General features: G+C 59.0%; 27 protein-coding genes. 20 read left to right on the top strand and 7 right to left on the bottom strand.

What is annotated here, in order from left to right:
* Nucleotides 1–114: 114 nt before the first annotated feature.
* The 4 genes from G359_RS02755 to G359_RS02770 are packed head-to-tail and all read right to left on the bottom strand — an operon-like array spanning nucleotide 115 to nucleotide 5,196.
* Entirely contained in the window at nucleotides 115–651 is a 537-nt protein-coding gene (locus G359_RS02755; RefSeq protein ID WP_045834887.1) for a sarcosine oxidase subunit gamma, read from the bottom strand.
* Nucleotides 644–3,631, bottom strand: coding sequence for a sarcosine oxidase subunit alpha family protein (locus G359_RS02760; protein WP_045834888.1), 2,988 nt, complete (start codon nucleotides 3,629–3,631; stop codon nucleotides 644–646). The genes G359_RS02755 and G359_RS02760 overlap by 8 nt, the downstream gene beginning before the upstream one ends.
* Nucleotides 3,628–3,921, bottom strand: coding sequence for a sarcosine oxidase subunit delta (locus G359_RS02765; protein WP_045834889.1), 294 nt, complete (start codon nucleotides 3,919–3,921; stop codon nucleotides 3,628–3,630). The genes G359_RS02760 and G359_RS02765 overlap by 4 nt, the downstream gene beginning before the upstream one ends.
* 12 nt (nucleotides 3,922–3,933) lie before the next feature.
* Complete coding sequence (locus G359_RS02770; RefSeq protein WP_082072769.1) at nucleotides 3,934–5,196, bottom strand: sarcosine oxidase subunit beta family protein; 1,263 nt, start codon at nucleotides 5,194–5,196, stop codon at nucleotides 3,934–3,936.
* Nucleotides 5,197–5,312: 116 nt separating this feature from the next.
* Between G359_RS02770 and G359_RS02775 the strand changes: the two genes are divergently transcribed.
* The 3 genes from G359_RS02775 to G359_RS02785 all read left to right on the top strand — a co-directional run bounded on the left by G359_RS02775 (nucleotide 5,313) and on the right by G359_RS02785 (nucleotide 8,525).
* Entirely contained in the window at nucleotides 5,313–6,281 is a 969-nt protein-coding gene (locus G359_RS02775; protein ID WP_045834890.1) for a LysR family transcriptional regulator, read from the top strand.
* A gap of 201 nt (nucleotides 6,282–6,482) precedes the next feature.
* Nucleotides 6,483–7,715: a CBS domain-containing protein gene (locus G359_RS19555; protein ID WP_052699158.1), complete on the top strand. Its 1,233-nt coding sequence runs from the start codon at nucleotides 6,483–6,485 to the stop codon at nucleotides 7,713–7,715.
* 66 nt (nucleotides 7,716–7,781) lie between these two features.
* On the top strand, nucleotides 7,782–8,525 hold the full coding sequence (locus tag G359_RS02785) for a lysozyme (protein WP_045837571.1): 744 nt from the start codon (nucleotides 7,782–7,784) through the stop codon (nucleotides 8,523–8,525).
* A 13-nt stretch (nucleotides 8,526–8,538) separates the two neighbouring features.
* Here G359_RS02785 and G359_RS02790 read toward each other — a convergent pair whose 3' ends face one another.
* The 3 genes from G359_RS02790 to flgF form a co-directional block, all read right to left on the bottom strand.
* The gene (locus G359_RS02790) at nucleotides 8,539–9,132 is read right to left on the bottom strand and encodes a hypothetical protein (RefSeq protein ID WP_045834891.1); all 594 of its coding nucleotides are present in this window, start codon (nucleotides 9,130–9,132) and stop codon (nucleotides 8,539–8,541) included.
* Nucleotides 9,133–9,193: 61 nt separating this feature from the next.
* The gene (locus tag G359_RS02795; RefSeq protein ID WP_045834892.1) at nucleotides 9,194–10,507 is read right to left on the bottom strand and encodes a FliI/YscN family ATPase; all 1,314 of its coding nucleotides are present in this window, start codon (nucleotides 10,505–10,507) and stop codon (nucleotides 9,194–9,196) included.
* Nucleotides 10,508–10,574: 67 nt separating this feature from the next.
* Nucleotides 10,575–11,297: a flagellar basal-body rod protein FlgF gene (gene flgF / locus G359_RS02800; protein ID WP_045834893.1), complete on the bottom strand. Its 723-nt coding sequence runs from the start codon at nucleotides 11,295–11,297 to the stop codon at nucleotides 10,575–10,577.
* 154 nt (nucleotides 11,298–11,451) lie between these two features.
* Here flgF and motA point away from each other — a divergent pair, with 154 nt between their 5' ends.
* From motA to G359_RS02885, 17 genes are all read left to right on the top strand, one after another.
* Nucleotides 11,452–12,339: a flagellar motor stator protein MotA gene (motA, locus tag G359_RS02805; protein WP_045834894.1), complete on the top strand. Its 888-nt coding sequence runs from the start codon at nucleotides 11,452–11,454 to the stop codon at nucleotides 12,337–12,339.
* A gap of 75 nt (nucleotides 12,340–12,414) precedes the next feature.
* Nucleotides 12,415–13,386: a FliM/FliN family flagellar motor switch protein gene (locus G359_RS02810; RefSeq protein ID WP_045834895.1), complete on the top strand. Its 972-nt coding sequence runs from the start codon at nucleotides 12,415–12,417 to the stop codon at nucleotides 13,384–13,386.
* 78 nt (nucleotides 13,387–13,464) lie between these two features.
* Nucleotides 13,465–13,893 carry a FliM/FliN family flagellar motor switch protein gene (locus G359_RS02815; protein WP_082073037.1) on the top strand — a complete coding sequence of 143 codons (429 nt, stop codon included), beginning with the start codon at nucleotides 13,465–13,467 and terminating at the stop codon, nucleotides 13,891–13,893.
* Between the two features lie 9 nt (nucleotides 13,894–13,902).
* Nucleotides 13,903–14,913, top strand: coding sequence for a FliG C-terminal domain-containing protein (locus G359_RS02820; protein WP_045834896.1), 1,011 nt, complete (start codon nucleotides 13,903–13,905; stop codon nucleotides 14,911–14,913).
* A gap of 24 nt (nucleotides 14,914–14,937) precedes the next feature.
* Nucleotides 14,938–16,023, top strand: coding sequence for an EscU/YscU/HrcU family type III secretion system export apparatus switch protein (locus G359_RS02825; protein WP_045834897.1), 1,086 nt, complete (start codon nucleotides 14,938–14,940; stop codon nucleotides 16,021–16,023).
* Nucleotides 16,024–16,038: 15 nt separating this feature from the next.
* Entirely contained in the window at nucleotides 16,039–16,458 is a 420-nt protein-coding gene (locus tag G359_RS02830; RefSeq protein WP_245280101.1) for a hypothetical protein, read from the top strand.
* A 124-nt stretch (nucleotides 16,459–16,582) separates the two neighbouring features.
* Nucleotides 16,583–16,957, top strand: a complete 375-nt coding sequence (locus tag G359_RS02835; RefSeq protein WP_045834899.1) for a flagellar basal body protein — start codon at nucleotides 16,583–16,585, stop codon at nucleotides 16,955–16,957.
* A 3-nt stretch (nucleotides 16,958–16,960) separates the two neighbouring features.
* A complete protein-coding gene (gene flgC / locus G359_RS02840; RefSeq protein ID WP_045834900.1) occupies nucleotides 16,961–17,380 on the top strand; it encodes a flagellar basal body rod protein FlgC in 420 nt (139 codons plus the stop codon).
* Nucleotides 17,377–17,709 (top strand): flagellar hook-basal body complex protein FliE, encoded by a 333-nt coding sequence (locus G359_RS02845; protein WP_045834901.1) that lies wholly within the window; start codon nucleotides 17,377–17,379, stop codon nucleotides 17,707–17,709. Before flgC ends, G359_RS02845 begins: the two co-directional genes overlap by 4 nt.
* Before the next feature lie 11 nt (nucleotides 17,710–17,720).
* Nucleotides 17,721–18,509, top strand: coding sequence for a flagellar basal-body rod protein FlgG (gene flgG / locus G359_RS02850; RefSeq protein WP_045834902.1), 789 nt, complete (start codon nucleotides 17,721–17,723; stop codon nucleotides 18,507–18,509).
* Nucleotides 18,509–18,997, top strand: coding sequence for a flagellar basal body P-ring formation chaperone FlgA (gene flgA, locus G359_RS02855; RefSeq protein WP_245279909.1), 489 nt, complete (start codon nucleotides 18,509–18,511; stop codon nucleotides 18,995–18,997). Before flgG ends, flgA begins: the two co-directional genes overlap by 1 nt.
* Nucleotides 18,994–20,103 carry a flagellar basal body P-ring protein FlgI gene (locus G359_RS02860; protein WP_045834903.1) on the top strand — a complete coding sequence of 370 codons (1,110 nt, stop codon included), beginning with the start codon at nucleotides 18,994–18,996 and terminating at the stop codon, nucleotides 20,101–20,103. The genes flgA and G359_RS02860 overlap by 4 nt, the downstream gene beginning before the upstream one ends.
* On the top strand, nucleotides 20,100–20,651 hold the full coding sequence (locus G359_RS02865) for a MotE family protein (protein WP_045834904.1): 552 nt from the start codon (nucleotides 20,100–20,102) through the stop codon (nucleotides 20,649–20,651). The genes G359_RS02860 and G359_RS02865 overlap by 4 nt, the downstream gene beginning before the upstream one ends.
* A complete protein-coding gene (gene flgH / locus G359_RS02870; RefSeq protein WP_045834905.1) occupies nucleotides 20,641–21,372 on the top strand; it encodes a flagellar basal body L-ring protein FlgH in 732 nt (243 codons plus the stop codon). The genes G359_RS02865 and flgH overlap by 11 nt, the downstream gene beginning before the upstream one ends.
* A gap of 21 nt (nucleotides 21,373–21,393) precedes the next feature.
* On the top strand, nucleotides 21,394–21,882 hold the full coding sequence (locus tag G359_RS02875) for a flagellar basal body-associated FliL family protein (protein WP_245279910.1): 489 nt from the start codon (nucleotides 21,394–21,396) through the stop codon (nucleotides 21,880–21,882).
* Nucleotides 21,879–22,622 (top strand): flagellar type III secretion system pore protein FliP, encoded by a 744-nt coding sequence (fliP, locus tag G359_RS02880; RefSeq protein WP_045834907.1) that lies wholly within the window; start codon nucleotides 21,879–21,881, stop codon nucleotides 22,620–22,622. The genes G359_RS02875 and fliP overlap by 4 nt, the downstream gene beginning before the upstream one ends.
* A gap of 220 nt (nucleotides 22,623–22,842) precedes the next feature.
* Nucleotides 22,843–23,799 carry a flagellin N-terminal helical domain-containing protein gene (locus tag G359_RS02885; RefSeq protein ID WP_045834908.1) on the top strand — a complete coding sequence of 319 codons (957 nt, stop codon included), beginning with the start codon at nucleotides 22,843–22,845 and terminating at the stop codon, nucleotides 23,797–23,799.
* Nucleotides 23,800–23,983: the final 184 nt, after the last annotated feature.

Raw genomic sequence — 23,983 nt, forward strand, 5'->3', positions numbered from 1 at the left:
AAATCATTATTAAAAAAACAAGTTCGCACGTCGTGCGGCATTATTCCACCATTGAAATGGAAATTGTCTATTGCCTGAAAGACGCAGGCCCAAAAAAGTCCGGATTATAGAGCCTTAGGCTTTCGCTTTGCGAAGCCAATCAGCAAAATCCCTGGAATAGGTACGCGCGCAGGCGAAATCGTACGCTGTACCATCGGGAAGGCGCCAGACGATCACGCCGAGGTGAGACACGTGTGTAATTGCGACGTCTCCTGGCTTGAATACGTCATCGTGAAAATCAATACCCATGCTCCTTAAAAGAGCTTCAGACGGACGCGACTGAGAAACTCGAAAAATCGTCCGGCTATCGGTAACGTCGACAACCGACGCCAATCCGTTGAATGTCTTTGCAAGTTGAGCATATCTATCGACCCCGGCCTCGTCCTTCTGAACGATGAGCCATTGATCGGGACCTGCCCAGACAATCAGCGCTCCGCCCGCGTCGACCGCTTTGGGCGATGACGGAAGGGAAACCCCGAAAGCCGCGCGAGCGATTTCGTCCAGCGAAGCGCTGGCGCCCCGGCGGGCTGCGACATGGGTGACGGTGACATCGTTGCGCTCGATCAGGTCGGACGCACGCGCCGTGTTTGTATGGCTTGCAAGCTCAGACACGCAGTCTCGCTCCTTCAACGTCAACAAATGTAGCCGGAACAACTTCGACGAGGACGTCGCCATTTCGGACGGGATCGACCGCCCTCAAGATCTCGCCCATTCGCGACTCAGCGTTAGATAGCAGCCCCAAGCCGATCCAGTGACCGAGCGACGGTGAGTAGGCGACCGAGGTCATGTAGCCTTGATCGTTCTGTGCGACGGCTGCAGCGCTCTTCCCGATGAAATGCGCTCCGCCGCGAAGTCTTGCCGATCTGTCGACAGGCCTGAAACCGACGACGCGAGGGCGGGTGGGATCGGTGAGCCCCGGCCGTTGCGAAAGAGCGCGGCCGATAAAGTCCTTTTTCGTCGATGCCATCTTGCCGAGGCCGAGATCAGCGGCAGTCGTCGTGCCGTTGAGCTCGGCGCCAGCGACGTGTCCCTTCTCGATGCGCATGACGCCAAGGGCTTCGGTCCCGTACGGCGTGATGCCGAATTCTTCGCCCTTAGCCATCAGCGTCCGCATGAGGCGATCGCCATGGCGCGCCGGTACGCCGATTTCGTAAGCCATCTCGCCCGAGAACGAGAGCCGGTAGAGTCTCGCTTTGATGCCGCCCATCACGGTGAGTTGGCCGACGGCCATATAAGGGAAAGCGGCGTTCGAAATGTCGAACGGTGCGTCGACGATCTTTGCGAGCAGATCTCGAGCGCGAGGACCGGCGACCGAATACTGCGCCCACTGATCGCTAACCGGCACGATCTGCACGTCGAGATCCGGCCAATGCCATTGGCGGCAGAGTTCGAGATGCTGCAGAACCTTGATGGCGTTCGCCGTGGTCGTCGTGATGAAGTAGTGGTCGTCGGCGAAGCGCGCCGCGGTTCCATCATCCATCGCGATGCCGTCTTCGCGCAGCATCATGCCGTAACGGGCTTTTCCGACCCCGAGCGTGCTCATCATGTTGATATAGACGCGATCGAGGAACTTTCCGGCGTCCGTGCCGTGTACCTCGATCTTGCCGAGGGTCGAGACGTCGCATACGCCCACGGCGTTTCTAACCGTGTTCACTTCGCGGGAGACGGTGGTCAGCCAATCGTTCTCGCCGGGCTTCGGAAAATATTGCGCCCTGAGCCACATGCCCGTTTCGATGAATACGGCGCCTCGCTCTTTGGCCCAATCGTGCGATGGCGTGAGACGCGTTGCCTTGAAATGCTTGCCGCGATGCTCACCGGCCAGCGCACCGAGCGCAACGGGCGTGTATGGCGGACGCGCCGAAGTAGCTCCCGTTGCCGGAATGGTTTTGCCGGTCAGCTCAGCCAGGATTGCAAGGCCGTTCACGTTCGACGTCTTGCCCTGATCGGTCGCCATGCCAAGCGTCGTGTAGCGCTTCAAATGCTCGACAGAACGAAATCCCTCGCGTTCCGCTAAGGCGATGTCGGTCGCCGTGACGTCGTTCTGCTGATCGACGAACGCCTTATGCTTTGCCGCTTCCACATGCCAGAAAGCCGCGACTTCGGTGGGCTCGTCATCTGCCTGAGGAATAGCCGTGGCCGTTGCTTCAAACCCGCTGGCCGCGGCAGCAGAGGCGCCGGCCTGCGCACCTTCCTTGAGGCAGGAAGCCAAACCATAGGTGCCTTTTGCAGCGCCCGAGACTGCCATTCCTTTCGGCAACGCTCCCGGAACAAAGGCCGCCAATTCCGGCTGCCATTGCGCACGGCCACCACGATGGGTCGTGACCTGAACGCTGGGATTGAAACCGCCGGAGACCGCGATCAGATCGCACGAGAGGTTTTGCTGTGATCCGTCGGCCGCGATGATGCGGGCGCCCGTGACGCGGCTTGATCCGATCGCATCGGCGACCACGGCGCCTTCGAACACCCGTATTCCGTGCTTGCGCGCCGTTGATTTGATTGTCGGCGGCAGCGAAGCGCGCGTATCGACAAGAGCCGCAACGCGAATGCCCGCATTGGCGAGATCTTCGATCGTGCTCGCACCTTCGTCGTTGTTCGAGAAAACGACCGCTGTTTCGCCGGGCGCTACGCCGAAGCGATTGATATAGCTGCGTACGGCGCTGGCGAGCATGACGCCGGGACGATCGTTATTGCCGAAGACGATCGGGCGTTCGCCCGCGCCTTGAGCGATGATGGTATGCTTCGCAACGATGCGCCAAAGCCGTTGCCGGGGCACACCTGCTGCCGGGACCGGGACATGATCGGCAACGCGCTCCACGGCGCCGAAAGTTCCACCGTCGTAGGCGCCGAAAACGGTCGTTCTCGGCATCAGCTGAACGCCAGGGAATGACTTCAGCTCCGATACGACGGAATTGACCCAGTCTGCGCCCTTCACGCCGCCGACGGTGCGAGCATCGCTCAGCAGTCTGCCGCCGAATGCAAAGCTTTCGTCTACGAGAATAACCCGTGCGCCTGCACGCGCCGCCGAAAGCGCCGCCATCAATCCTGATGGGCCCGCCCCGACGACGAGCACGTCGCAGAACGCGTTCGCCTTATCGTAGATGTCGGGATCATGCTCCTGTGCCGCGCGGCCAAGACCCGCCGCGCGACGGATCATCGGCTCGTAGATCTTCTCCCAGAAAGAGGCCGGCCACATGAATGTCTTGTAGTAAAATCCCGCCGAAAGGAACGGCGAGATAAGTCCGTTGATGGCGAGCAGGTCGAGCGACAGCGACGGAAACCGGTTCTGGCTCTTCGCTTCGAGGCCATCATAGAGTTCGGTTACGGTTGCCCTCGTGTTGGGCTCGCGGCGCGCGCCGGAGCGAAGCTCGACAAGAGCATTCGGCTCCTCGGATCCGGACGTCAGGATGCCCCGGGGACGATGATATTTGAACGAGCGGCCAACCAAGCGAACGCCGTTGGCGAGCAGGGCGGAGGCCAACGTGTCGCCTGCGTAACCGCTGTAGGGAACGCCATCGAAGCTAAATGTGAGAGGCTGCGAGCGGTCGATCAGTCCGCGATCTTTGAGCCGTGCAGTTTGAGCCGATTGTGTCATTGCGCCGTGCCCGCAGCTTTCTGCCGCTCGAGGGCGACCCCCTGAGCAGATTTGACGTCTAAAATTTCGTGAGTGCGTGTGTCGCGAGTAACGACGAGCCAAGCGTGGCATCCAGCTGCGTGATACCAAAGCTCTTGCATGGGACCGGCGACGTTGGCGCGCTCGTAGCCATAAACGTAGAAGGCTTCTTGGGCGTTCGGCGAAGCGAGATCAGGCCGGACGACCGCATCTCCGAGGTAGGAGAATTCGTCGAGGCTGCGTTCGCCGCAATGAGGACAGTTGATGCGCATGGTGGGTCGCCTTCAGTGCAGGTTGGGCTGATTGCCCATGCCCTTCTCATCGATCATGTGACCAGTGCGGAAGCGATCGAGGCGATAGGCTCGCGCCACCTCGTGCGATTCACCGCGGGCGATAAGGTGCGCGAAGCACAAGCCCGAAGCGGGCGTTGCTTTGAAGCCGCCGTAACACCAGCCGCCGTTGAAAAAGAGCCCGTCGATCGGCGTCCGATCGATGATCGGAGAGCCGTCCATGCTCATGTCCATGATGCCGCCCCAGGAGCGCAATAGTCGCACCCGGCCAATCCGCGGCATCAGCGCCATCCCGCCTTCGAGGACATCCTCTACGACCGGAAGGTTACCCCGCTGCGCGTAGGAATTGTAACCGTCGATATCGCCGCCGAACACAAGGCCGCCCTTGTCAGATTGGCTGACGTAGAAGTGCCCGGCGCCGAAGGTCACGACGCCATCGATGAATGGCTTAATTCCTTCCGAAACGAACGCCTGCAAAACATGGCTTTCAATTGGAAGCGTTAAACCGGCCATTCCCGCCACTCGGGATGAATTACCCGCAACGGCTAATGCGACTTTATTTGCACCGATAAATCCGCGCGACGTCTCAATACCGTTGATTTTGCCGTTTGAGATGCGAAATCCGGTAACTTCCGCATTCTCGATTATATCGACGCCAAGTCGGTCTGCGCCACGCGCATAACCCCAGGCGACTGCGTCGTGCCGCACCGTGCCGCCGCGCCGCTGCAGAAGCCCGCCCTGGATCGGAAAGCGCGCGTTATCATAGTTGAGCCACGGATACATCGACCGCACCGCATCGCGGTCGAGCAGTTCGGCATCGATCCCATGAAGACGCATCGCGTTGCCGCGGCGGGCGTAAGCATCGCGCTGTGCGTCGGAATGATAGAGATTGAGGACGCCGCGCTGCGAGACCATCGCGTTGTAATTCAGGTCCTGCTCCAGGCCTTCCCAGAGCTTCATGCTCGTTTCGTAGAAAGGGATATTGCCGGGGAGGAGATAATTCGAACGAACGATCGTCGTGTTGCGGCCGACGTTGCCGGAACCGATCCAGCCTTTTTCGACCACGGCGACGTTGGTCACACCATAGCGTTTCGCGAGGTAGTACGCCGTCGCGAGGCCGTGACCGCCGCCGCCGACGATGACGACATCATAGGCTGGTTTGGGGGCTGCCTGGCGCCAGGCGGGAGCCCACCCGGTATGCCCGCGAAGGGCTTCGCGAAACACTGAAAAGACGGAATAGCGATCTGAGCGCAGCATGAGGTGCTCTGCATTTTCACGCGAACCGGTTAGTCCGGTGCGCCGTGTATCTATGCTGACGCTTATATATCGCGCTGTAATTGACGATAATATAAGAAATACTTATACTGTGAGTTATGGCTACACGCCCAACCCGGCTCCCGTTTGATCTCCACGTCCTTGAGGCGTTTCTAGGCGTTTGCGAGGCGCGCTCAATGGCGCTCGCTGCCCAGAAGCTGGCCATGACGCAGCCTGCCATCTCTCAAGCGGTCGCCGACCTCGAGTCACGTATCGGCGTGAAACTGTTCGACCGCAGCGTCCGCCCCCTGGCGTTGACGCCGGCCGGCGAACTGATGCGGCAACGCGCGTCCGCGCTCATTTCCGAAGCTCGGCAGATTGCGACGGCGATTAGACATGCCTCGCGCGGGCGCTTAGCGCTCATCCGCGCCGGATTGGTTGACAGCCTATCGCGGGCTTTGACCGGCCCTATCGCTTCTTTTCTTGTCGCTCACGCCGAACATGTCTCGGTGCAGTCCGGACTGACGGCCGCCCACGCCGGCGCACTTTTGACGCGAAATCTCGATCTCTTTATTGGCGTCGACGATATGAGCGACGTCGAAGGCTTTGATCGCCACGAGATTGTAACCGAGCCATACATACTCGTACTGCCACCAAGGCAGAAAATTCCCCGTTCCATCGCGGAGCTCGAGGCTTGCGCGGAAAAGCTTCCGTTTATTCGCTATAGCGCCCGGTCCAAAACCGGCATCGATATCGAACGCCACCTCCGCCGGCTGCATATCGACTTCCCGCAAGGCCTCGAATTCGACACCCCGTTTGGGGTGAGCGACATGGTCGCGCGAGGCAAGGGCTTTGCGATCTCGACCCCGATCTGCCTCGCCGAGGCGGCGCTCAGCGGCAGCGACGTGCGAACGGCGCCGCTCCCCGGCCCACAGCTTAAACGAACCTTAACGCTGGTAAGTCGAAGGCAGGAGCTCGGAACCCTTCCCCGCGATCTGACCAAGGCATGCAAGTCATCGCTCGAAGCGTCCACCCTTGCTCCGCTCCGCCAGTCGATGCCGTGGCTGGATGCCGATCTGAGAACCTGACGGTTTACTCCGCATGAGAGCCTTAAGGCCTGGCAGGTTAATTTGCGTGCTGTTGCACTGCGAAGAGGACAGATCAAAAATCCGCAGTGCAATTTTGCCCGGGTGATGGCGCCTCTCCCTGACCTTACGTCGCGTTGGCGCGACGCTGAACTCGGAGTACGAATGATCGATACTTGAATCAGATTGGATACTCCCTGGCAGATGACGCTACAGGCGATCATCATTCGAGCAGATGGTGCTCTAGCTGAAACGGAAGACGTACGCCGGCGGGCGTTCGCTCAAACGTTTTCCGAAGCCGGATTTGAGTGGTCTTGCGACCGCGAAGGATTTGCTCTTACCGCTAAGCTCGGAAGCGGCGAGGCGCGAATGGCGCATTACGTCCGCTCGATCCTTCGCGGCAAACCCGAGACCGAGGATCTTTCGTTCCTCATTCAGGCGATGCATCGCCGTGCTTCGAAAATCTTCGGCGAGATGCTTTCGACGACGGCAATCGAGCCTCGCCCCGGCATACGCGACTTGATCATCACGGCACGCGCAGACGGTCTCCGTCTGGTGCTCGTTTCGCTTCTAGATCCCAAAGACACCGAGCGCCTTCTCACGAGACTGCTCGGCGACCGCGGGCGAACGCTGTTCGACGCTGTCGTCTCCGGTGACAAGGGAGGCAAGGGCGAGTGCGAACCGCTCTATGCCGAAGCGCGGACGGCGCTGGGCGTCGATCCCAAGCACACACTCGTCATCGAAGGCGGAAGCCGTGGCACGCATGCGGCGAAGGCTGCAGGTTATTCCGTCATCACGACGAGAAGCGCATTCTGCCGGGAAAGCCCGGTTTTTAGCGAAGATTCGGTTTGTGTGGACGATTTGACGAGCCTGCTCGCGGCGCGTGATCGCAATCCCCATGATCCGCTTACCCCGGAAGACCGAGCAGATCTTTTAGCGGTTTTACACCGTCTGCACGCGAGTAAGTGCGAAGGGCTGACGGGTCTTGATTGGAGCGATCAGATGAAGGTCTCCGACATTCTGAAGACGAAGGGGTCTGCGGTTAAAACCATCGAGGCCAATGCCACGATGCGCGCCCTGGCTCACAGTTTCAGAAAAGAAGCGGTCGGCGCGATGCTCGTGTTGGACAGCAAGGGTGGTCTTGAGGGAATCATTTCCGAAAGAGACCTGGCTCGGGGTATCGACGAGTTCGGCATGGACCTTCCGCAAATGCGAGTCGCGAACTTGATGACGCGTTCGGTTATTACCTGCGCGCCTGACGATCGGGTCGCTGCCGTTGCCAACGTCATGACCCAGCGTCGCATCCGCCATTTGCCGGTCGTCGTCGAAGGTAAGGTCGTTGGCCTGATCAGTATCGGTGACGTTCTGAAACATCGCTTGGACGAGGTACAACTCGAAGCAAGCGTGCTGAGAGATGTCGCGCGCTCTCGACGCTGATTTTCTCGTCTCGGTTGAACGCTCGACACCAGCTTGCCGCAAGCTCTCCGTGCCAAAGCATCGGATATGGTCGACGCAAGCTATCTCAATGCCATAAAGCAGTTCGAAGGCTACGCAGCCAAAGCCCGCTGGGATTACGCCCAGAACACCAACGGCTATGGCACTCGCGCGCGCTTCGCCGGTGAAGTCATCGATGAAGCCGAGGCCGAACGGCGCTTCTCGGACGAAATCAAAAAGGCTGCGGACTTCGTCGATAAGTTCGCGCCCGGGCTCGATGACGGCAGCAAAGCCGCTCTGACGTCGCTCACATACAACGCAGGCACGGCCTGGACGCAAAGCGGGCTTGGCAAGGCTATTGCCAGTGGCGATCTCGACGCGGCACGCTCGCTATTCCTCCAATATAACAAGGCAGGCGGCAACGTCTTGGATGGCCTCGTGCAGCGCCGGCTTCAGGAAGTGGCCTGGTTTGGCCAGGGCGTGCCCACCACGCAAGTCGCAAGCGCCAGTCTTGCCGCGATGGCTGCCGCAGCCAGTGGCGCGTCGGCTGCATCGGAAAGCGCGCTTTCTGATGCGACTCCCGCAAGCTCAGTCCCGGTATCTGTACGGCCGCGCATAGTTTCCACGGCGTCGACGGCCGACATGAGCGTTGTTGCACCCTTCGTCAGCCTCACCAGCGACCAAGTGCTCCTGTCATTGCTTTCGCATATGGCGAATGCGGGCGCGGGACGCGATGATGGCGACACGAAAAAATCGGATCGCCGTTCCGATCAAAGATCTCAAGATCGCGACGTTGGTGTGAAAACGGGTTGAGCCGGACGTTTCCCTAACCGAAGTGTCTCACCGCAAGAACGATCAGAACCAGCGTGACGCCGACGACGATCCCGGCAATTTTCATCATTGATGCGCCGCTGATCGGATCCGCGGCAGCTTTGGGCCCGCGTTCTCCACTGTGTGGGCCACCCCGCACGTCCGCTTGAATGTTTTTGGTCTTACCGACCAGAAACCGCTGCATGAAAAATTGAAGATCGAGGGACGGCACTGTCTGCGCAATATGCGGATAGATCTGGCCGTGCGGAATTGCCGTTCCGCCGGCGGGGAGATCTGCACGAAACATCTGATCGTCTTCGGCGTAGCGGGCAGCGACACGGTTGGGCGAGGATGAGACTTCGCCCTCGCGCGCGCCCATCCGGCTTGCTTCATCGACGATCGTTCCGTTGAGCTGTTCGTCGAGGAGCGTCAGCAGAACTGGCGCCATGGCTTTGTCGTTGTGAGAAATAGGCGGAGCGGTTTGAGGAGCGGCGTCATTTCCGCCCATGTTCTGCTGGGAAGGGTTTCGATTGCTAAGAAGCTCCTGCTCGCCGCGCAAAAGCGCTTCGTTGACGATCAGGCCACCAATTGTCTTCGCATTATTCACCATGGTCGTTCCGCCTCGAAATCAGATCCTTATCTCGACGCCGACGAAATAGCGAACAGCACTCCTAACGTGACTTTTGTCCGGCGGGCAACGTCTCCGAAAGGTAGGCAAATACGTCCGCGACGGGCTCCTCGTCGAGATCCTGTTTCATCGCCTCATAGACACGCGGGACGATCTCCATCGCTCGGTCGAGCGTCGCATCGGTGCCGGGCCGATAGCCGCTGATGGCGCGAAGATCGCGCGTATCCTCGAATCGCGAAATAACCTCGATGAGCTGGGTTACGAACTGCGCTTGATTTTTCGTTCTGATCTTCGGCGCCAATCGCGACAACGATGCGAGCGGGTCAACGGCCGGAAGCCGGCCTTGGCTCGCAATGGCGCGATCAAGAACGATATGGCCGTCGAGGATGCCACGCGCCGCGTCGGCGATCGGATCGTTATGATCGTCGCCGTCGACGAGAACGGAGAGGACGGCCGTGATCGTGCCCGCGCCTTCTTCCCCGGGCCCCGCGCGTTCAAGCAGCCGGGGCATATTGCTGAAGACGCTTGGCGGATAGCCGCGAGCCACGGGCGGCTCGTCCGCGGCGAGAGCCAATTCGCGCATGGCATGGGCGTAACGCGTCAACGAATCGATGATGAGCAAAACGTTCTTTCCGCGATCCCGGTAATATTCGGCGATACACATGGCGGTGCTCGGCGCCAACCGTCGCATCATCGGGCTCTCGTCGGACGTGGCAACGACCGAGACGACGCGCGAGCGTGAGGCCGCAAGCGTGTCATCGAGAAAATCCCGCACCTCCCGGCTTCGTTCGCCAACGAGAGCCAGCACGGTGACGTCGCTCGAAGGGGCCCGGCTCAGCATCGCAAGCAACGTCGATTTGCCGACGCCGGAACCCGCGAAAATTCCAAGTCTTTGCCCCGCGCAGATGGGCGTAAAGAGATCGATTGCCTTGACGCCGGTCGTCAATGGCACGCCGAGCCTGTTCCGGCGCAGCGGCGACGGCGGCACGCCTTGGATCGCGAATGCGCGCGTGCCGTTGACGAGCGGACCACCATCGTCGATCGGCTGTCCCAAGGCGTTCAGCGTCCTGCCGAGCCAGGAGTCATCCGGCGAAAGCGTCATCTGCCCGGACATCGTGGTGACACGGGCGCCCAGTTCGATCCTATGGTCGGCGATAAAAGGTGTGACGTTGATCGCATCAGCTTCGATCGTCGCGACCTCGGCAAGCACGGACCCGCCAAGTCCCGCAATCGAGACCGCATCGCCTATAGAAACGAACTTCGAAAGTCCGGACACGACAAGGAACGTCGTGCTTATCCGAACGACGCGTCCGGATACCCGATGCGCGGGGGACAGCGCCGTAGCCGTCGCCATCATCCGGTCTAACCGGTCAAACGGCGTCGCTGAAGCCTCCGCGATCAACACTCTTCCCTCCGGCTAAACATCAGGAGCCCGCGAGAGTTTTCAACGAATCCTGCAGAGACGATTCAGTGTCGCTCAGCATGTTGCTGACGGCCTGGAAATTCCGCTGAATGGTGATGAGGTGCGTCATCTCGAGAATGGGATTGACGTTCGATTTCTCGACATAACCCTGCATGACACCATTGTTGAGGAAGTCGATTTCTGGAGTGGGCTGAATGTCGGAAACGACCGATGCGCCTTCTGCTCGCGTCAGCTTCGCGCCACGCGGCATACGGTAAAGCCCGAGCGCGCCGAGATTATTGCCGGCCTGCTCGATCGTGCCGGCTTTGTTGATCGTCGGTGCCGGATCGTTGGGATTGAGCTGCACCGGAGCTCCGCCGGCGTCGAGAATCGGATACCCCGCGAGCGTCGTCATCATGCCGTCGCTCGTCATTTGCATACGCCCGTCGCGCGTATAAGCAACTCCGTTGGGCGTTTGAATTGCCAGGAACGCATCGCCCCTCAGCGCGACATCGAGCGGATTGCCGGTCTGCGTGACCTCGCCGGTCTGCAGCGAAAGATGGTTCTGACCCTTTGAAACGAAGCTGACCGGATCCTTGCCGGCCGGAGTCACCAATTCCTCAAAAGACATCTCTTCGCCGCGAAATCCCACGGTGTTGGTGTTCGCAACGTTGTTGGCGAGCGTATCGAGCCGCCGTTGCAGAGCCATCTGAGCAGAAAGAGCGACGTAGATATTCGATTGCATACGGGATCCGTCTTCATGGGTGGCGGCCAATCCCCGAAAGCCTACGGATACGAACTTGTGGGTGGCTGACTCGCGGATGAACGGCGAGCAAGTCCCACGCAAGCCAAAGCGTCCCTTATTGGTTTTCGCCTAAATCGGCATTGGGAATGCTTACGTGACCATTCTATTCGGCCTGATTATCACCCTCGTCTGTATGCTCGGCGGCTTCACCGCCATGGGCGGCCACGTTTGGGTTATCTGGCAACCCTGGGAATACGTCATCATTTGTGGCTCGGCGCTGGGCACCTTCGTCGTCGCCAACCCCATGAAAACGATTAAGGATACCGGCAAAGCGGCCATCGAGGCCCTCCGGAACGGCACGCCGACCAAGGAAGAGAACATCGAGCTTCTGTCTCTGCTCTTTTTCATGATGCGCGAGCTTCGCGACAAATCCCGCGCCGAAATGGAAATGATCATCGATGCCCCTCAGGATGCGGCAGTGTTCAAGCGCTCGCCGACCGTCACGGCCAATGAAGAGCTGACGACCTTCATCTGCGACTATTTCCGTCTCATCATCATGGGGAACGCCCGTACCCACGAGATCGAATCATTGATGGACGAGGAAATCGAGACGGTGCGCAGCGACAAGCTCAAGGCTTATCACGCGCTTGTTGCCGTCGGTGACGGTCTGCCCGCTCTCGGCATCGTCGCCGCAGTTCTTGGTGTCGTGAAGGCTATGGGCGCGATTGACCAATCGCCGGAAATCCTGGGCCACCTCATCGCCTCGGCCCTGGTTGGCACTTTCGCGGGCATCTTCTTTTCTTACGCGGTCGTTGGTCCCCTCGCGACGAAGGTCAAGATCGTCCGCGATAAGAATCTCCGGTCGTACGTTATCGTCAAACAATCGCTGTTGGCCTTCATGAACGGAGCTATGCCGCAGGTTGCCATCGAGCACGGCCGCAAAGCGATTTCGGCGTACGAACGTCCGACGATCAACGAGGTCGAAACCGCGACGATGGGCGGCGGTGATCGCAGGCCGGTTCAAGAAAGAAAGGCAGCCTGATGTTCCGGCGAGCGCTTCGCGTCTTCCCCGGACCGTCATCCGCAGACACGGCGATAAAATCGCGCGGAGGTCATCATGTCGAATGATGCTCTGCGCGGAACCGACGTTCACCTCGAAATGGAAAGATCGCTCGAGCGAGCCCTTGCTTCCGGTCAAAACAGGCCCGATCGCTTGCCGGGCCTGCAGATGATCTTCGGTCAGTTGCCGCGGGTGATGACGGAGGAACTCGGCAATCTTTCTCATTTGCCCCTCAAGGTACGCCTCCTCGATCTAACGGCGTCGACCATCGCCGACACGTGTGCGCTGCTGCCGAGCGCATTTGCTGGTGTCGTCCGAGCCGAAAGATGGAGAAGCTGGCTCTACTTCATCGCCGACCCGGCCGCGAGCGCGCTCTTCGTAGAGGCGGCGACGGGCTGTGAGAGCATTCCCCAAGGGGGGTTATCGCCTCGCAAGCCAACCCGAACTGACGCGAATGTTCTGAAGGTCCTGTTCAAGCGGGTCGCACGCTCACTGACGAGTGCCTTCTCGATTCTCGTAGACGTCGGCTTCGAAGTTGGACAGGTCGTCGAGAAGATTGAGCTCGAGCCGCAGCTTACGCTGGCTTCGCCCGTCATCGCCGCGCGTCTGTCGTTGGATTACGCCGGGCACCAAGGCGTCGTGACGATCGTCATTCCGCAAGCGGCTCTCGAGTCCGTCCGCCAATTGCTTGCGGGCGCGACACCGGCTGAAGCCATGAGCGTGACCTCGTCGCGCTCGCGAGAAGATCCGACGTGGACGAAGCAGCTTTCCGAGGAGATCGCTCGATCGTTCATCGAACTCAATGGCGTTCTTGAAGAGCGCCCGATTTCTCTGGGTGAGGTTCAGCGCTTCGCGGTAGGCTCGGTCGTTGAGCTGCAGCTGTCGTCGATGTCGCGCGTGCGGCTCGACGCCGACGAGAGCCCGCTGTTCTGGTGCGAGCTCGGCAAGCGCGACAATGCACTGATCCTGCGAATCGATGACGAATTCGACCAACAAAGGGAGTCGGTAGATGAATTCTACGGACTTTAGTGCTGTGCTCTCAAGGCTGCGGCATGTTTCGTATGGCAAAATTCGAGTCGGGTACGTTAGCACGAGGAAATGGCCGGCATGATGCCGAGTAATGCAGTAGAAGCAGAAAGCGCTCCGGAAGGAGCCGAAGCCGGTTTCGATCATGCCATCGCGGGCATGAGCGATTTCGGCGATGGCAATAGCGCGGACCTGGCGGAAAGCCTGCGCAAGGCGGCTGCCGATATGAATGAAGCAGCGGCTGAATTCGGCGGCAACAACGCATTGATCATGGGCTTGCCCGTGATGATGAAGGTCGTACTCGGATCTGCGAAAATGCCCGTCGCCACTTTGGCCAAGCTGGCCAAGGGATCGGTGGTCAAGCTCGACAAGATGGTCGGAGACCAGGTCGATATACTGGTGAATGGCCGCCTTATCGCGCGCGGAGAAGTGGTCGTTCTCAACGAAGGAACGTCGCGCTTCGGTGTCGTGCTGACGCAAGTCGGTTCTTTGCCTCCCGTTGCGAAATAATACCTGCACATGCTGACCATGCGCGATCCGTCGTTAGAGCCCGAAAGAACATTGACGGGTCCCGAGAAAGTCGGGGTGCTTCTGCTTGCGCTCGGCAAACAGCGCGCCAGCGGCCTATTGAAGAAATTCAATCCCGAGGAGCTGAACATCCTCGTTCGGTCCGCCGAGGTGATGCCGACAATCTCAGCGGCAGAACTTGAAAGCATCGTCGAGGAATTCGAAAGTCAGTTCGGTCTGGGTACGCCGTTTCTCGGTCGCGCCGAAGATGTGAAACGCCTGGTCACCGACGTCATCTCCGAGAATAAATCGTCCGGCGAGGGCGATCAGTTCGTGGCGCGCCTGGATATTTGGAGTCAGCTCGCAGCGCTCCCCGACGACGTGCTGCACGCCCATTTTCATAATCAGTCGCCGCAGGTCGCCGCCTATTACCTCGATCGCCTCGGAAGCGAGCGGGCATCGGTCATTCTGAAGTGCTTTCCGGCCGCTGAGCGCAACGATCTTCTGAACCGCATACTCGGGCTCGGACAGGTCTCGCCGCAAGTCGTCGAAGCTCTCGAAAGCGGATTGAACGAAGAGCTGTTCGATAACGATCGGCGGTCCTCCGACAAGCATCTGTCACTGGCGAGCATTCTGAACAATCTCGACAGGGAGGAGTCGGCGCAAGCGCTCCAGTATCTCGCAAGCGTCAAGCCGAAGGACGCCGAAGCGATCCGCAAGATGCTGTTCAAGTTCGAGGATCTGTTGAGGCTGCCGGCGCGGGCGCTGACCGCTCTGATGGACGGAATTCCCGTCGAGCGTACGGTTCTCGCTCTACAGGGCGCCGATGCAGAACTGCAGAACAAGGTTCTGTCGGCACTCTCGCCGCGAGCGCGCCGCATGGCAGAAGCGGAATTGCAAAGTCCCGCCAACGTGCCTCAGCGCGATATCGTTGATGCCCGTCGGGCAATGGTCGATGCGGTTTTGCGGCTCGCAGCCGAAGGTGCAATTGATATTTCGAGCACGTCCTTAGAAGCAGCCTAATCGGCAGGTCGCTGGAGCGGGATCGTGTCTGAAGCACAGGACAAAGATAGCCGCACAGAAGAAGCAACAGACAAGAAAATGTCTGATGCTCGCGGGGACGGCAATGTCCCGATGTCCCGCGAAGCGACCAACTTTATGTACCTTCTCGCAGCGCTGCTCATGGTTGCGGCACTGGGCCAGACTTTTCTCACCAGCTTTGCCGAACTCTTGATGGGGCTGCTTGCGAACGCCGGCTCCATTCGTCTGCAGACGGCGGGCGATCTCGGAATGGTCTTCGACGTTGTCGGAAAGAGCGCCGCACTCCTGACCGCCCCCATCGTTCTCGCTTTTTCAGCGGCAGGCGTATTGGCGGCAGTCCTTCAGACGCCACCCGTTCCGATCTTCAAGCGTGTGATGCCCGATATTTCGAGGCTATCGCCGGCAAAAGGCTGGAAACGTTTGTTCAGCATGACTGGAACGTTCGAGTTCCTCAAGCTCACGCTGCGACTGAGCATCATCGTGATCACGAGTGCCTTGATCCTGATGTACCTGTGGCACGACTTTGCGAATTCGATTTGGAGCGATCCCGCAGCCATCCTCAGGCTGTCTCAGAAGAGCGTCGCGCTATTACTAACATCGCTGGCCATTCTATCATTTGTTCTTCTGCTGTTCGATCTGCCGGTCACCCATATCCTTTGGCGTCGTTCGCTTCGCATGGCGCCCCAGGAAGTCAAGGATGAGCGAAAGCAGTCGGAGGGCGATCCTCACATCAAGGCGCGGCGTCGTTCCATTGCAAGATCACGCGCACGCCAGCGTATGCTTCACGCGGTGCCACGCGCGACGATCGTCATCGCCAACCCGACCCACTTTGCAGTGGCCCTGCGCTACGTCCGCTCCGAAGGAGGAGCTCCGCGGGTCGTTGCCAAAGGCCAAGACCTCGTTGCGCTGTCAATTCGCAAAATCGCCGAAGAAAATGACATTCCCGTCATCGAAGACAAGGCTCTCGCAAGGTCGCTGTATGCAAAAGTAAGCGTGGATCAAATGATCCCGGTCGAATTCTACAAGGCCGTCGCTGAAATTCTCCTTCGCCTTCAGGCGCGGCGGAACAGAACTGGTCCTGTTCGTGCTTAAAGGGAAAAGGTGGTGATGATACCGTTTCGCATCGATCATTCGGAAGTACGCGAAAAGATCCTCGGGGAGAGCATTCGTTCCGTCGCGTCCGACCTGCGCTTGATCGATCTCCCCGATCTGGTCAGCTATCTGAAGACCGGACAGATCGCGAGCATTGGCTCGCTCGTGCAGGCCTCGATCGAACTGTCGTTCAAGCCGGAAACGTTGATCTTCGGACACGCCGGCGACGTTCATCTGGAATGGGGATCGCAGCCCCGCGTATTCCTCGACATGGAATTTCACCACCAGTGCGTACACGTCTATTTCAGGCTGATACTCGAGGCCGAAGAGGCCGGTGTCGAAATCACCTACATATCATTTGAAGGCGAATCGACCGGCCCTGGTCAAAACACCACGCGGCTGCATCACGCGCTTGGAGAAGCCCGCCTCAATTGATCGGATATCAATTAGCGATGTCAGCCGTACCGCACCGGAAGATGAAGTCAGAGACATCGCTGTTCAGGCCGACGCAAGGGAGCGGGTGCACATAGGAAAGCAAGATCATGAAGGATCCCTTTCTATGCAGCCCATGCAACTTTTCGATCTGGCGTTTCGCCAAAACGAATGGCTCGCACAACGACAGTCAGTGATTTCGTCGAACGTCGCGAACGCCAACACGCCTGGATACAAGGCGAAGGACATCGAGAGCTTCGACGACGTGATGCGCAAGTCCGTCTCGATGACGACGACTGATCCGCAGCATCTGACGTCCGGAATCGGCGCGTTCCGCCAGGCTGAAGATGGGGCCAACGAGGCCGAAGTTCTCGTTTCGGGCAACGACGTCAGCCTTGAGCAGGAATTTCTCAAATCCAACGACGTGATGCGCAGCTACACGATGAACACGCAGATAATGAAGACGTTCGACCGGATGCTGCAGTCCGTGACGAAGGGCTAAGCCATGAGTGATCCGCTTATCTCTGCCGCCAAGGCTGCCTCGAACGGCCTCTTCGCACAGTCGACCCGAATGCGGGTCCTGTCTGAAAACATCGCCAACGCCGAGACAACAGGAAAGACGGCCGGCGCTGATCCCTATCAGCGTAAGACGGTCAGTTTCCAATCCGTCACCGATGAGATGGACGGGGTGGACATGGTGCAGGTCGACGATATCGACCGCGATGAATCGCCGTTCCGCACCGAATACATGCCGGGACATCCGGCCGCCGATGAAAAGGGCTACGTCAAGATGCCCAACGTCGACATGCTCGTCGAACTCGCCGATATGCGCGAGGCATCGCGCTCGTACACCGCCAACACCCAAGTCATCAAACAGGTCCGCGAGATTGTCTCGATGACCATCGACCTATTGAGGCCGTCATGAGCCTGAGCATTGCAATGCTATCGCCGGATATCGATCGCATCGGAGGCGCCGCGGCGTCGAAAGGTGCTGCCGCCGTCGCCGCCCCCAGTGTCTCTTCTGGAGCGGCACCGGAAAGCGATTTCGCGCAGACGATGGCGAGCATGGCGGCCGACGCCATTTCAACGATGAAGACGGGTGAAACGACCGCGATGGCCGGCATGCAAGGCAAGGCACCGCTGCAGCAGGTCGTTCAAGCTGTCATGCAGGCCGAGCAGGCGCTTCGAACTGTCGTCGCCGTCCGCGACAAGGTCGTCGGCGCTTACCAAGAAATCAGTCGTATGCAAATTTGAGGTCGTAACTCATGAGAGCGCTTTCAATTGCTGCGACCGGCATGTCGGCACAGCAAACCAACGTTGAAGTGATTGCCAACAACGTTGCAAACATCAACACCACCGGCTTCAAGCGCTCGCGGGCCGAGTTTGCCGACTTGCTGTACCAGACGGATCGTGCCGCTGGAACGGCCGCCCGCGATGACGACACGATCATCCCGGAAGGCAATACGATCGGTCTCGGTGTGCGCACCGTCGCCATCCGAAATCTTTCGGCGCAAGGGCCGCTGGCGTCCACAAACAATAAGTTGGATCTGGCCTTGAGCGGCCGCGGCTACTTCCAGGTTCAAGGCGAAAACAACGAGATTCTTTATACCCGCGACGGCGCCTTCAATAAGAACGCGACGGGACAGCTCATTACGCTCGAGGGTAATCTCGTCGTCCCGAACATCACCGTACCGACGACAGCGACCGACGTCGTCGTCAATGCCGCCGGCCAGGTGTATGCGGTCATCGGCGCGACCGGAACGCAGCAACTTCTTGGTCAATTGTCTCTCGCCAATTTTGCGAACGAGACGGGGCTTGCGCCGCTTGGCGGCAATCTTTTCCAGGAAACGCCAGCGTCAGGAAGCCCCGTTATCGGCAGCCCAGGCGACGTCGGCTTTGCAACGATCCAGCAGGGCTATCTCGAAAGCTCCAACGTGGATCCCGTGAAGGAAATTACCGAGCTCATCTCCGCGCAGCGCGCTTACGAGATGAACTCCAAGGTCATTTCGGCAGCCTCTGATATGTATACGGTCATCACGAAGGACCTTCGCTGATGAAGGCCATGCGCAACATGCGAGAAGGGCTCTGCTTCGCAGCAGCTGCGCTGCTTGCGCTTTGCGCCGTGGCCGTTGTTGCGCACGCGACGGAAGGCGGCCGAACGGTCTTCGTACCCCGCGCCGTCATCTATCCTGGCGACGTCATCACGACAGATGCGCTGGTGGAGCGCAGATTGTTGGTTGCACCAAACAATCCGCCTGTTTTCGGCGAAGATGAGGGTGAACTGCTGGGCAAGGTCGCACGCCGCACATTGCTTCCCGGAGAACTTATTCCAGGAACAGCGGTCCGCACGCAGGACCTCATCAAGCAGGGCAAAACCTACAAGCTCACGTATCAGTCACCGTTCGTATCGATCGTCGGAGTCGGCGTGCCGCTTCAATCAGGGTCGGCCGGCGAAATCATCAACGTGCGCAACCCGGATACGGGATTGATAATCAAGGCCCGCATCAAGCCTGATCAGACGCTTACGGTGGACGATCAATGAGATTGGCCGTTGCTCTGTTGTTGTGTTTTCTCGCCTTGGCGCACGTTGCCGAAGCCGGTACGCGCATTAAGGATGTCACCGACCTTAAAGGCGTCCGCGTCAATCAGATCGTCGGGTATGGTCTCGTCGTCGGCCTCAACGGTACGGGCGATACGCTGCGAAATTCTCCGTTCACGCAGCAGTCGGTGCAGGCGATGCTGGACCGCATGGGCGTAAACATTCGCGGCTCGCAATATGAGCCGCGAACACGCAATGTCGCCGCCGTCATGGTCACGGCAGAACTTCCGCCGTTCGCCTCGAAGGGCTCGCGTTTCGATGTCACTGTTTCATCAATCGGTGATGCCAAGTCGTTGGCCGGCGGCTCGCTCGTCATGACACCGCTCGCAGGCGCGGATCAAAAAATCTATGCAGCTGCTCAAGGTCAGGTCACGATTTCGGGATATCTCGCAAAGGGTGCCGCTGAATCCATAACGTCGGGGATCCCGACGCGCGGCAGAATTCCTGATGGCGCCATCGTCGAGCAGGACGCGCCGGGTGGCTTCGACGAAGATATGCCGCTCGAATTCAAGCTCCGTAACCCCGACTTCACGACCTCTGTCCGCATCATGGACGTCATCAACGCTTTCGCCAAAGAGCGCTATGGCATGCCGATAGCGCGCTCCAAGGACCAGCAATCGGTGATGGTGCGCAAGCCGCCGCGCATGCTGTCGGCGCGCCTTCTCGCCGAAATTGGAGAGCTTGAGGTCGATCCCGATCAATCCGCGCGCGTCGTCATCGACGAGAGAACCGGAACGATCGTCATCGGTAGCGAAGTCCGTATTTCGACCGTCGCGGTCGCGCACGGCAACATCACGGTTCGCGTGACCGAGACGCCTAAGGTTTCGCAGCCTGCGCCGTTCTCCAGGGGAGGCGAAACAGTCGTTGTTCCCGATACCGAAGTCGACGTGAACGAAGCGGGCGGCAAAGTACAAATCGCTCACGGAGCCAATTTGCGTGACCTCGTGTCCGCCCTCAACAGGATGGGACTAAAGCCCATTGGAATTATCGCCATCCTGCAGGCCATGAAAACTGCAGGCGCTCTGCAAGCGGAGCTGGTGGTTCAATGAGATCCTTCACGAGCCTCGCATCGGTCTTTCTCGGTCTGATCCTTTGCATCCCAACCGCGGTCGGTGAAGAGGCAAGGCCAGACAACAACGAACTCGAAGTTCTTCAGGTGCCGCAGCAGCCTGCGCCGCAGCTCAGCCCGGCACAACAGTATTGTTCGAGCATTATGGATGCGACGACGGCTGCTCAGATCGCGCAGCAGAGGCATAACCTTGAGAAGGCGCAGAAGCAGCTCGACGATCGCATAGCTGTTCTCGCCGAGAAAGCCGAAGTCCTGAAAGGCTGGATCAAGTTGCGCGAGGACTTCACCGCGCGCGCGACGGAATCGTTGGTTCAAATATACAGCAAAATGAAGCCTGATGCCGCCGCTCCACAGCTTGCGGCGATGGACGAGATGGTCGCCGCGGCGGTCATGTCGAAGCTCACGCCGAAAGTCTCAAGTCTCATCATGACCGAAATGGAAGTGGCGAAGGCCGCACGATTGTCGGCAGTCATAGCAGGCGCTGGAGAAGTCGCGGTTCACCCGGAGCGTAAGGCCGATGCGCAGTAAGATACGATGGGTAGCACCCGCGATCGCATCGCTCTCATTGCTGCTCACAGCATGCGCCGAACAATTGCGCGAGATCGGACGCGAGCCGACGTTGTCGCCGGTTGGGGCGGGTTTGGCGCCGGATCGGACGGCCCATGTCGAGCTTCCTATCACCCCAGTTGCTTACCACTCCGGAAATTCGACGTGGCAGGACGCCGGTGCCGATCTCTTTCGTGACGCGCGCGCCTTGCACGTCGGCGACGTCGTGACGGTAAAGATTCAAATCAACGATAAAGCATCGCTCGATAACAACTTGAACCGCTCGCGCGATGCCAGCGTCGGTCTTACGTCTTCAGCGGATTTTGATTTTGGCTTCGGGGGCTCTGGCCCGACAGGCTCGGGAAAACTTGACGGCAGTCTCGACCGGACAACATCGACGGGCTCGAAAGGTTCGATAGCGAGATCCGAAAGCATCAACTTGCTCGTGGGTGCTGTCGTCAGCCAGGTTCTTCCAAACGGGAACCTTGTTGTGAGCGGCTCACAGGAAGTGCGGGTCAATTTCGAGCTTCGTGTGCTGAACGTTCAGGGTGTGATTCGTCCACGCGATATCGCGACGGACAACACGATCTCCTACGAGAAGATCGCCGAGGCTCGCATTTCTTATGGTGGTCGAGGCAGGGTGATGGAGATCCAGCAGCCGGCATGGGGCCAGCAGATCCTCGACACCGTCGCTCCGTTCTAGATAGGTCGGAGGACGATAGCTGTGGCGACAGAAAAAAACGAAAATTCGGGCGGCACTGCGGAACTGGTGAAGTCCGCTCTTGCCGCAGCGATCGTCGGCGCAGCCGGTGGCGGAGCGTTCGGCTATTTTGTCATGCCAAGCGGCGCAAGCACAATCGCTGCCGCTGCTGCAACTCATATGGAAGAGAAGCCGGCGCCGACACCTGGACGGTTTCCGAACGATGCACTGGCGGTTGAAATCACCTCCATTATCGCCGACCTCGAAACGCAGCCGAGAATGAGGGTCCGACTTGATATCTCGATCATCGTTGCGAATGGAACTCCGGAAACGACCACACTGAAAAATGAAGTGAAGGAAGATGTGATCGCCTATTTGAAAGGCCTCAACGTATCCGACATTCAAGGCGTCAGAGGATTTCAAAACTTGCGCGAGCAGCTTGACGACCGGGCCAGAGTCCGTGGCCGCGGCGCTATCTTGGGCCTGTTGATTGGCGGCTTGGTTCTCGAATGACGGCACGAAGAATTCTCACCGCGATTGCCGTTTTGTCACTGTCATCAGGCGCCGCGCTGGCGCAGACGGTGGACCTGCAAACGTTGTTCCCCGCCGGAGATGCGAGCGTCTCGGGCCGTATCGTTCAGCTTCTGGTGGTGATGACCGTCCTCTCGGTCGCCCCCGGCCTGCTGATGATGGTGACGTCTTTCGCGAGGTTTGCCATCGCGCTCTCGTTTTTGCGCGTTGGCCTCGGACTTCAGACCACACCGAACAATCTCGTCATGGTAAGCTTGGCCCTGTTCATGACACTGTTCGTCATGGCGCCGACGTTCCAGAAGGCCTGGGACGATGGCGTCAAGCCGATGGTCGAGAACAAAATCAGTCAGCAGGATGGCTATACGCGGACGACGGCTCCGTTCCGCGTCTTTATGCAAGCCAATGTGCGCGACAAAGATCTTGCACTTTTTCACGAACTGTCATCAGAACGCTTCGGCGAGCAAAGCAAAGTCGAATCAGACGATTTGCGCGTGCTCGTTCCGGCTTTCATGATCTCAGAGCTTCGTCGCGGTTTTGAAATCGGGTTTCTCGTGACGCTGCCGTTCCTCGTCATTGATCTCGTCGTCGCGACGATCATGACGGCGATGGGCATGATGATGATGCCGCCGACGGTCGTGTCGCTGCCGTTGAAGGTTTTGTTCTTTGTGTTGGTCGACGGGTGGAGTTTGCTCGTTGGTGCGTTGGTTAAATCGTTCTCCTAGATCGGCGAACGGTGTTAAGTCGCCGCCCAAAGCAAAGATTAACGTTTGGGCCCCTGAAAGTAACTATTGGGAAACAACTCTCAGCTATTTCAAGTTTGATAACAGAGTGGTCGCCAACACCCGCGCCACAGGCATGATGCCGATCTGTTAAGCCGGAAGACCCGGTATGTCCCCAGTAATGCGTGCGCTTATTTAGTGCCGAGTAGAAGGAACAAGGGACATGGGCATGAGCAGTATCAATACCAACATTTCGGCAATGACAGCACTCCAGTCGTTGCAGTCGACCTCTAAGGACCTGCTGACGACGCAGAACCGCATTTCGACCGGCCTGAAAGTGGCTTCCGCTTCGGACAACGCCGCCTACTGGTCGATCGCAACGACGATGAAGTCTGACAACGACGCACTCTCGACCGTTCAGGACGCGCTCGGCCTCGGCAAGGGCACGGTCGACGTTGCATACAACGCGTTGAACCAGAGCATCACGCTCGTCAGCCAGATCAAGGAAAAGCTGACGGCAGCCGCTGCCCCGGGCGTTGACCGCGCCAAGGTTCAATCGGAAATCACCCAGCTTCAGGAGCAGCTCAAGGGCATCGCCGATACGGCGAACTTCTCGGGTCAGAACTGGGTTTCGGTTGACTCATCGGTCACGGGATACAGCTCGACGAAGTCGATCGTTGCCTCGTTTGCTCGTACAACCTCGGGCGCCGTTTCGATCGGCACGATCTCGGTCGATACGTCGAAGTCGGTTCTGTTCGACTCTTCGACGGCTACGACGGGCACCTCCGGCGGCATCCTCGACTCGCAGCGCGGTACGACGGGCGCTATCGTGACGACTGGCGGCACGTCGGTCATGAAGATCGATATCAGCACGCTGACCGACAGCTCGGCTGACCAGGACAAGCTCAGCGCCTACATCTCTGGCGTCGACGCGGCATTCCAGGAAATGACGACGGCGGCCACCAACCTTGGCGCAGCCCAGAAGCGTATCGACCTCCAGACGAGCTTCATCTCGTCCCTGCGCGATACCATCTCCACGGGCGTCTCCCAGTTGGTCGATGCTGACATGAACCAAGAGTCGACGAGACTTCAGGCGCTTCAGGTTAAGCAGCAGCTTGGTGTTCAGGCACTCAGCATTGCGAACCAGTCGAGCCAGAACATCCTCTCGCTCTTCCGCTAACGACTGAAGCTCGGCGCATATCGGCGCCGAGCCCTTCACCCGTTCCAGTCTAGCCTAACTGGCGCATCAGACGGGCCGCATCCCCGGAGCAACGATCCCTAAAGCGGGTCGAGCCCGGCGGAGGCGGCCCGTCACCTTTGCACAAGGTTCCCTCTCTACCGTCGGCATCTAACTTTGCCGGTAA

Origin of the sequence: Hyphomicrobium sp. 99, assembly GCF_000384335.2 — a bacterium.
In the GTDB taxonomy this organism is placed as follows: Bacteria; Pseudomonadota; Alphaproteobacteria; order Rhizobiales; family Hyphomicrobiaceae; genus Hyphomicrobium_B.

Bases quoted from the DNA above. Each gene is read 5' to 3' on its own strand.
- G359_RS02815 (WP_082073037.1), top strand. From the start codon at position 13,465: ATGATGCCGAGTAATGCAGTAGAAGCAGAAAGCGCTCCGGAAGGAGCC.
- G359_RS02885 (WP_045834908.1), top strand. From the start codon at position 22,843: ATGGGCATGAGCAGTATCAATACCAACATTTCGGCAATGACAGCACTC.
- G359_RS19555 (WP_052699158.1), top strand. From the start codon at position 6,483: ATGACGCTACAGGCGATCATCATTCGAGCAGATGGTGCTCTAGCTGAA.
- G359_RS02795 (WP_045834892.1), bottom strand. From the start codon at position 10,507: ATGATGGCGACGGCTACGGCGCTGTCCCCCGCGCATCGGGTATCCGGA.
- G359_RS02785 (WP_045837571.1), top strand. From the start codon at position 7,782: ATGGTCGACGCAAGCTATCTCAATGCCATAAAGCAGTTCGAAGGCTAC.
- G359_RS02865 (WP_045834904.1), top strand. From the start codon at position 20,100: ATGAGATCCTTCACGAGCCTCGCATCGGTCTTTCTCGGTCTGATCCTT.
- G359_RS02790 (WP_045834891.1), bottom strand. From the start codon at position 9,132: ATGGTGAATAATGCGAAGACAATTGGTGGCCTGATCGTCAACGAAGCG.
- G359_RS02835 (WP_045834899.1), top strand. From the start codon at position 16,583: ATGCAGCCCATGCAACTTTTCGATCTGGCGTTTCGCCAAAACGAATGG.
- G359_RS02760 (WP_045834888.1), bottom strand. From the start codon at position 3,631: ATGACACAATCGGCTCAAACTGCACGGCTCAAAGATCGCGGACTGATC.
- G359_RS02860 (WP_045834903.1), top strand. From the start codon at position 18,994: ATGAGATTGGCCGTTGCTCTGTTGTTGTGTTTTCTCGCCTTGGCGCAC.
- G359_RS02845 (WP_045834901.1), top strand. From the start codon at position 17,377: ATGAGCCTGAGCATTGCAATGCTATCGCCGGATATCGATCGCATCGGA.
- fliP (WP_045834907.1), top strand. From the start codon at position 21,879: ATGACGGCACGAAGAATTCTCACCGCGATTGCCGTTTTGTCACTGTCA.
- flgH (WP_045834905.1), top strand. From the start codon at position 20,641: ATGCGCAGTAAGATACGATGGGTAGCACCCGCGATCGCATCGCTCTCA.
- G359_RS02770 (WP_082072769.1), bottom strand. From the start codon at position 5,196: ATGCTGCGCTCAGATCGCTATTCCGTCTTTTCAGTGTTTCGCGAAGCC.
- flgA (WP_245279909.1), top strand. From the start codon at position 18,509: ATGAAGGCCATGCGCAACATGCGAGAAGGGCTCTGCTTCGCAGCAGCT.
- flgF (WP_045834893.1), bottom strand. From the start codon at position 11,297: ATGCAATCGAATATCTACGTCGCTCTTTCTGCTCAGATGGCTCTGCAA.
- flgC (WP_045834900.1), top strand. From the start codon at position 16,961: ATGAGTGATCCGCTTATCTCTGCCGCCAAGGCTGCCTCGAACGGCCTC.
- flgG (WP_045834902.1), top strand. From the start codon at position 17,721: ATGAGAGCGCTTTCAATTGCTGCGACCGGCATGTCGGCACAGCAAACC.
- G359_RS02775 (WP_045834890.1), top strand. From the start codon at position 5,313: ATGGCTACACGCCCAACCCGGCTCCCGTTTGATCTCCACGTCCTTGAG.
- G359_RS02810 (WP_045834895.1), top strand. From the start codon at position 12,415: ATGTCGAATGATGCTCTGCGCGGAACCGACGTTCACCTCGAAATGGAA.
- G359_RS02820 (WP_045834896.1), top strand. From the start codon at position 13,903: ATGCTGACCATGCGCGATCCGTCGTTAGAGCCCGAAAGAACATTGACG.
- G359_RS02765 (WP_045834889.1), bottom strand. From the start codon at position 3,921: ATGCGCATCAACTGTCCTCATTGCGGCGAACGCAGCCTCGACGAATTC.
- G359_RS02830 (WP_245280101.1), top strand. From the start codon at position 16,039: ATGATACCGTTTCGCATCGATCATTCGGAAGTACGCGAAAAGATCCTC.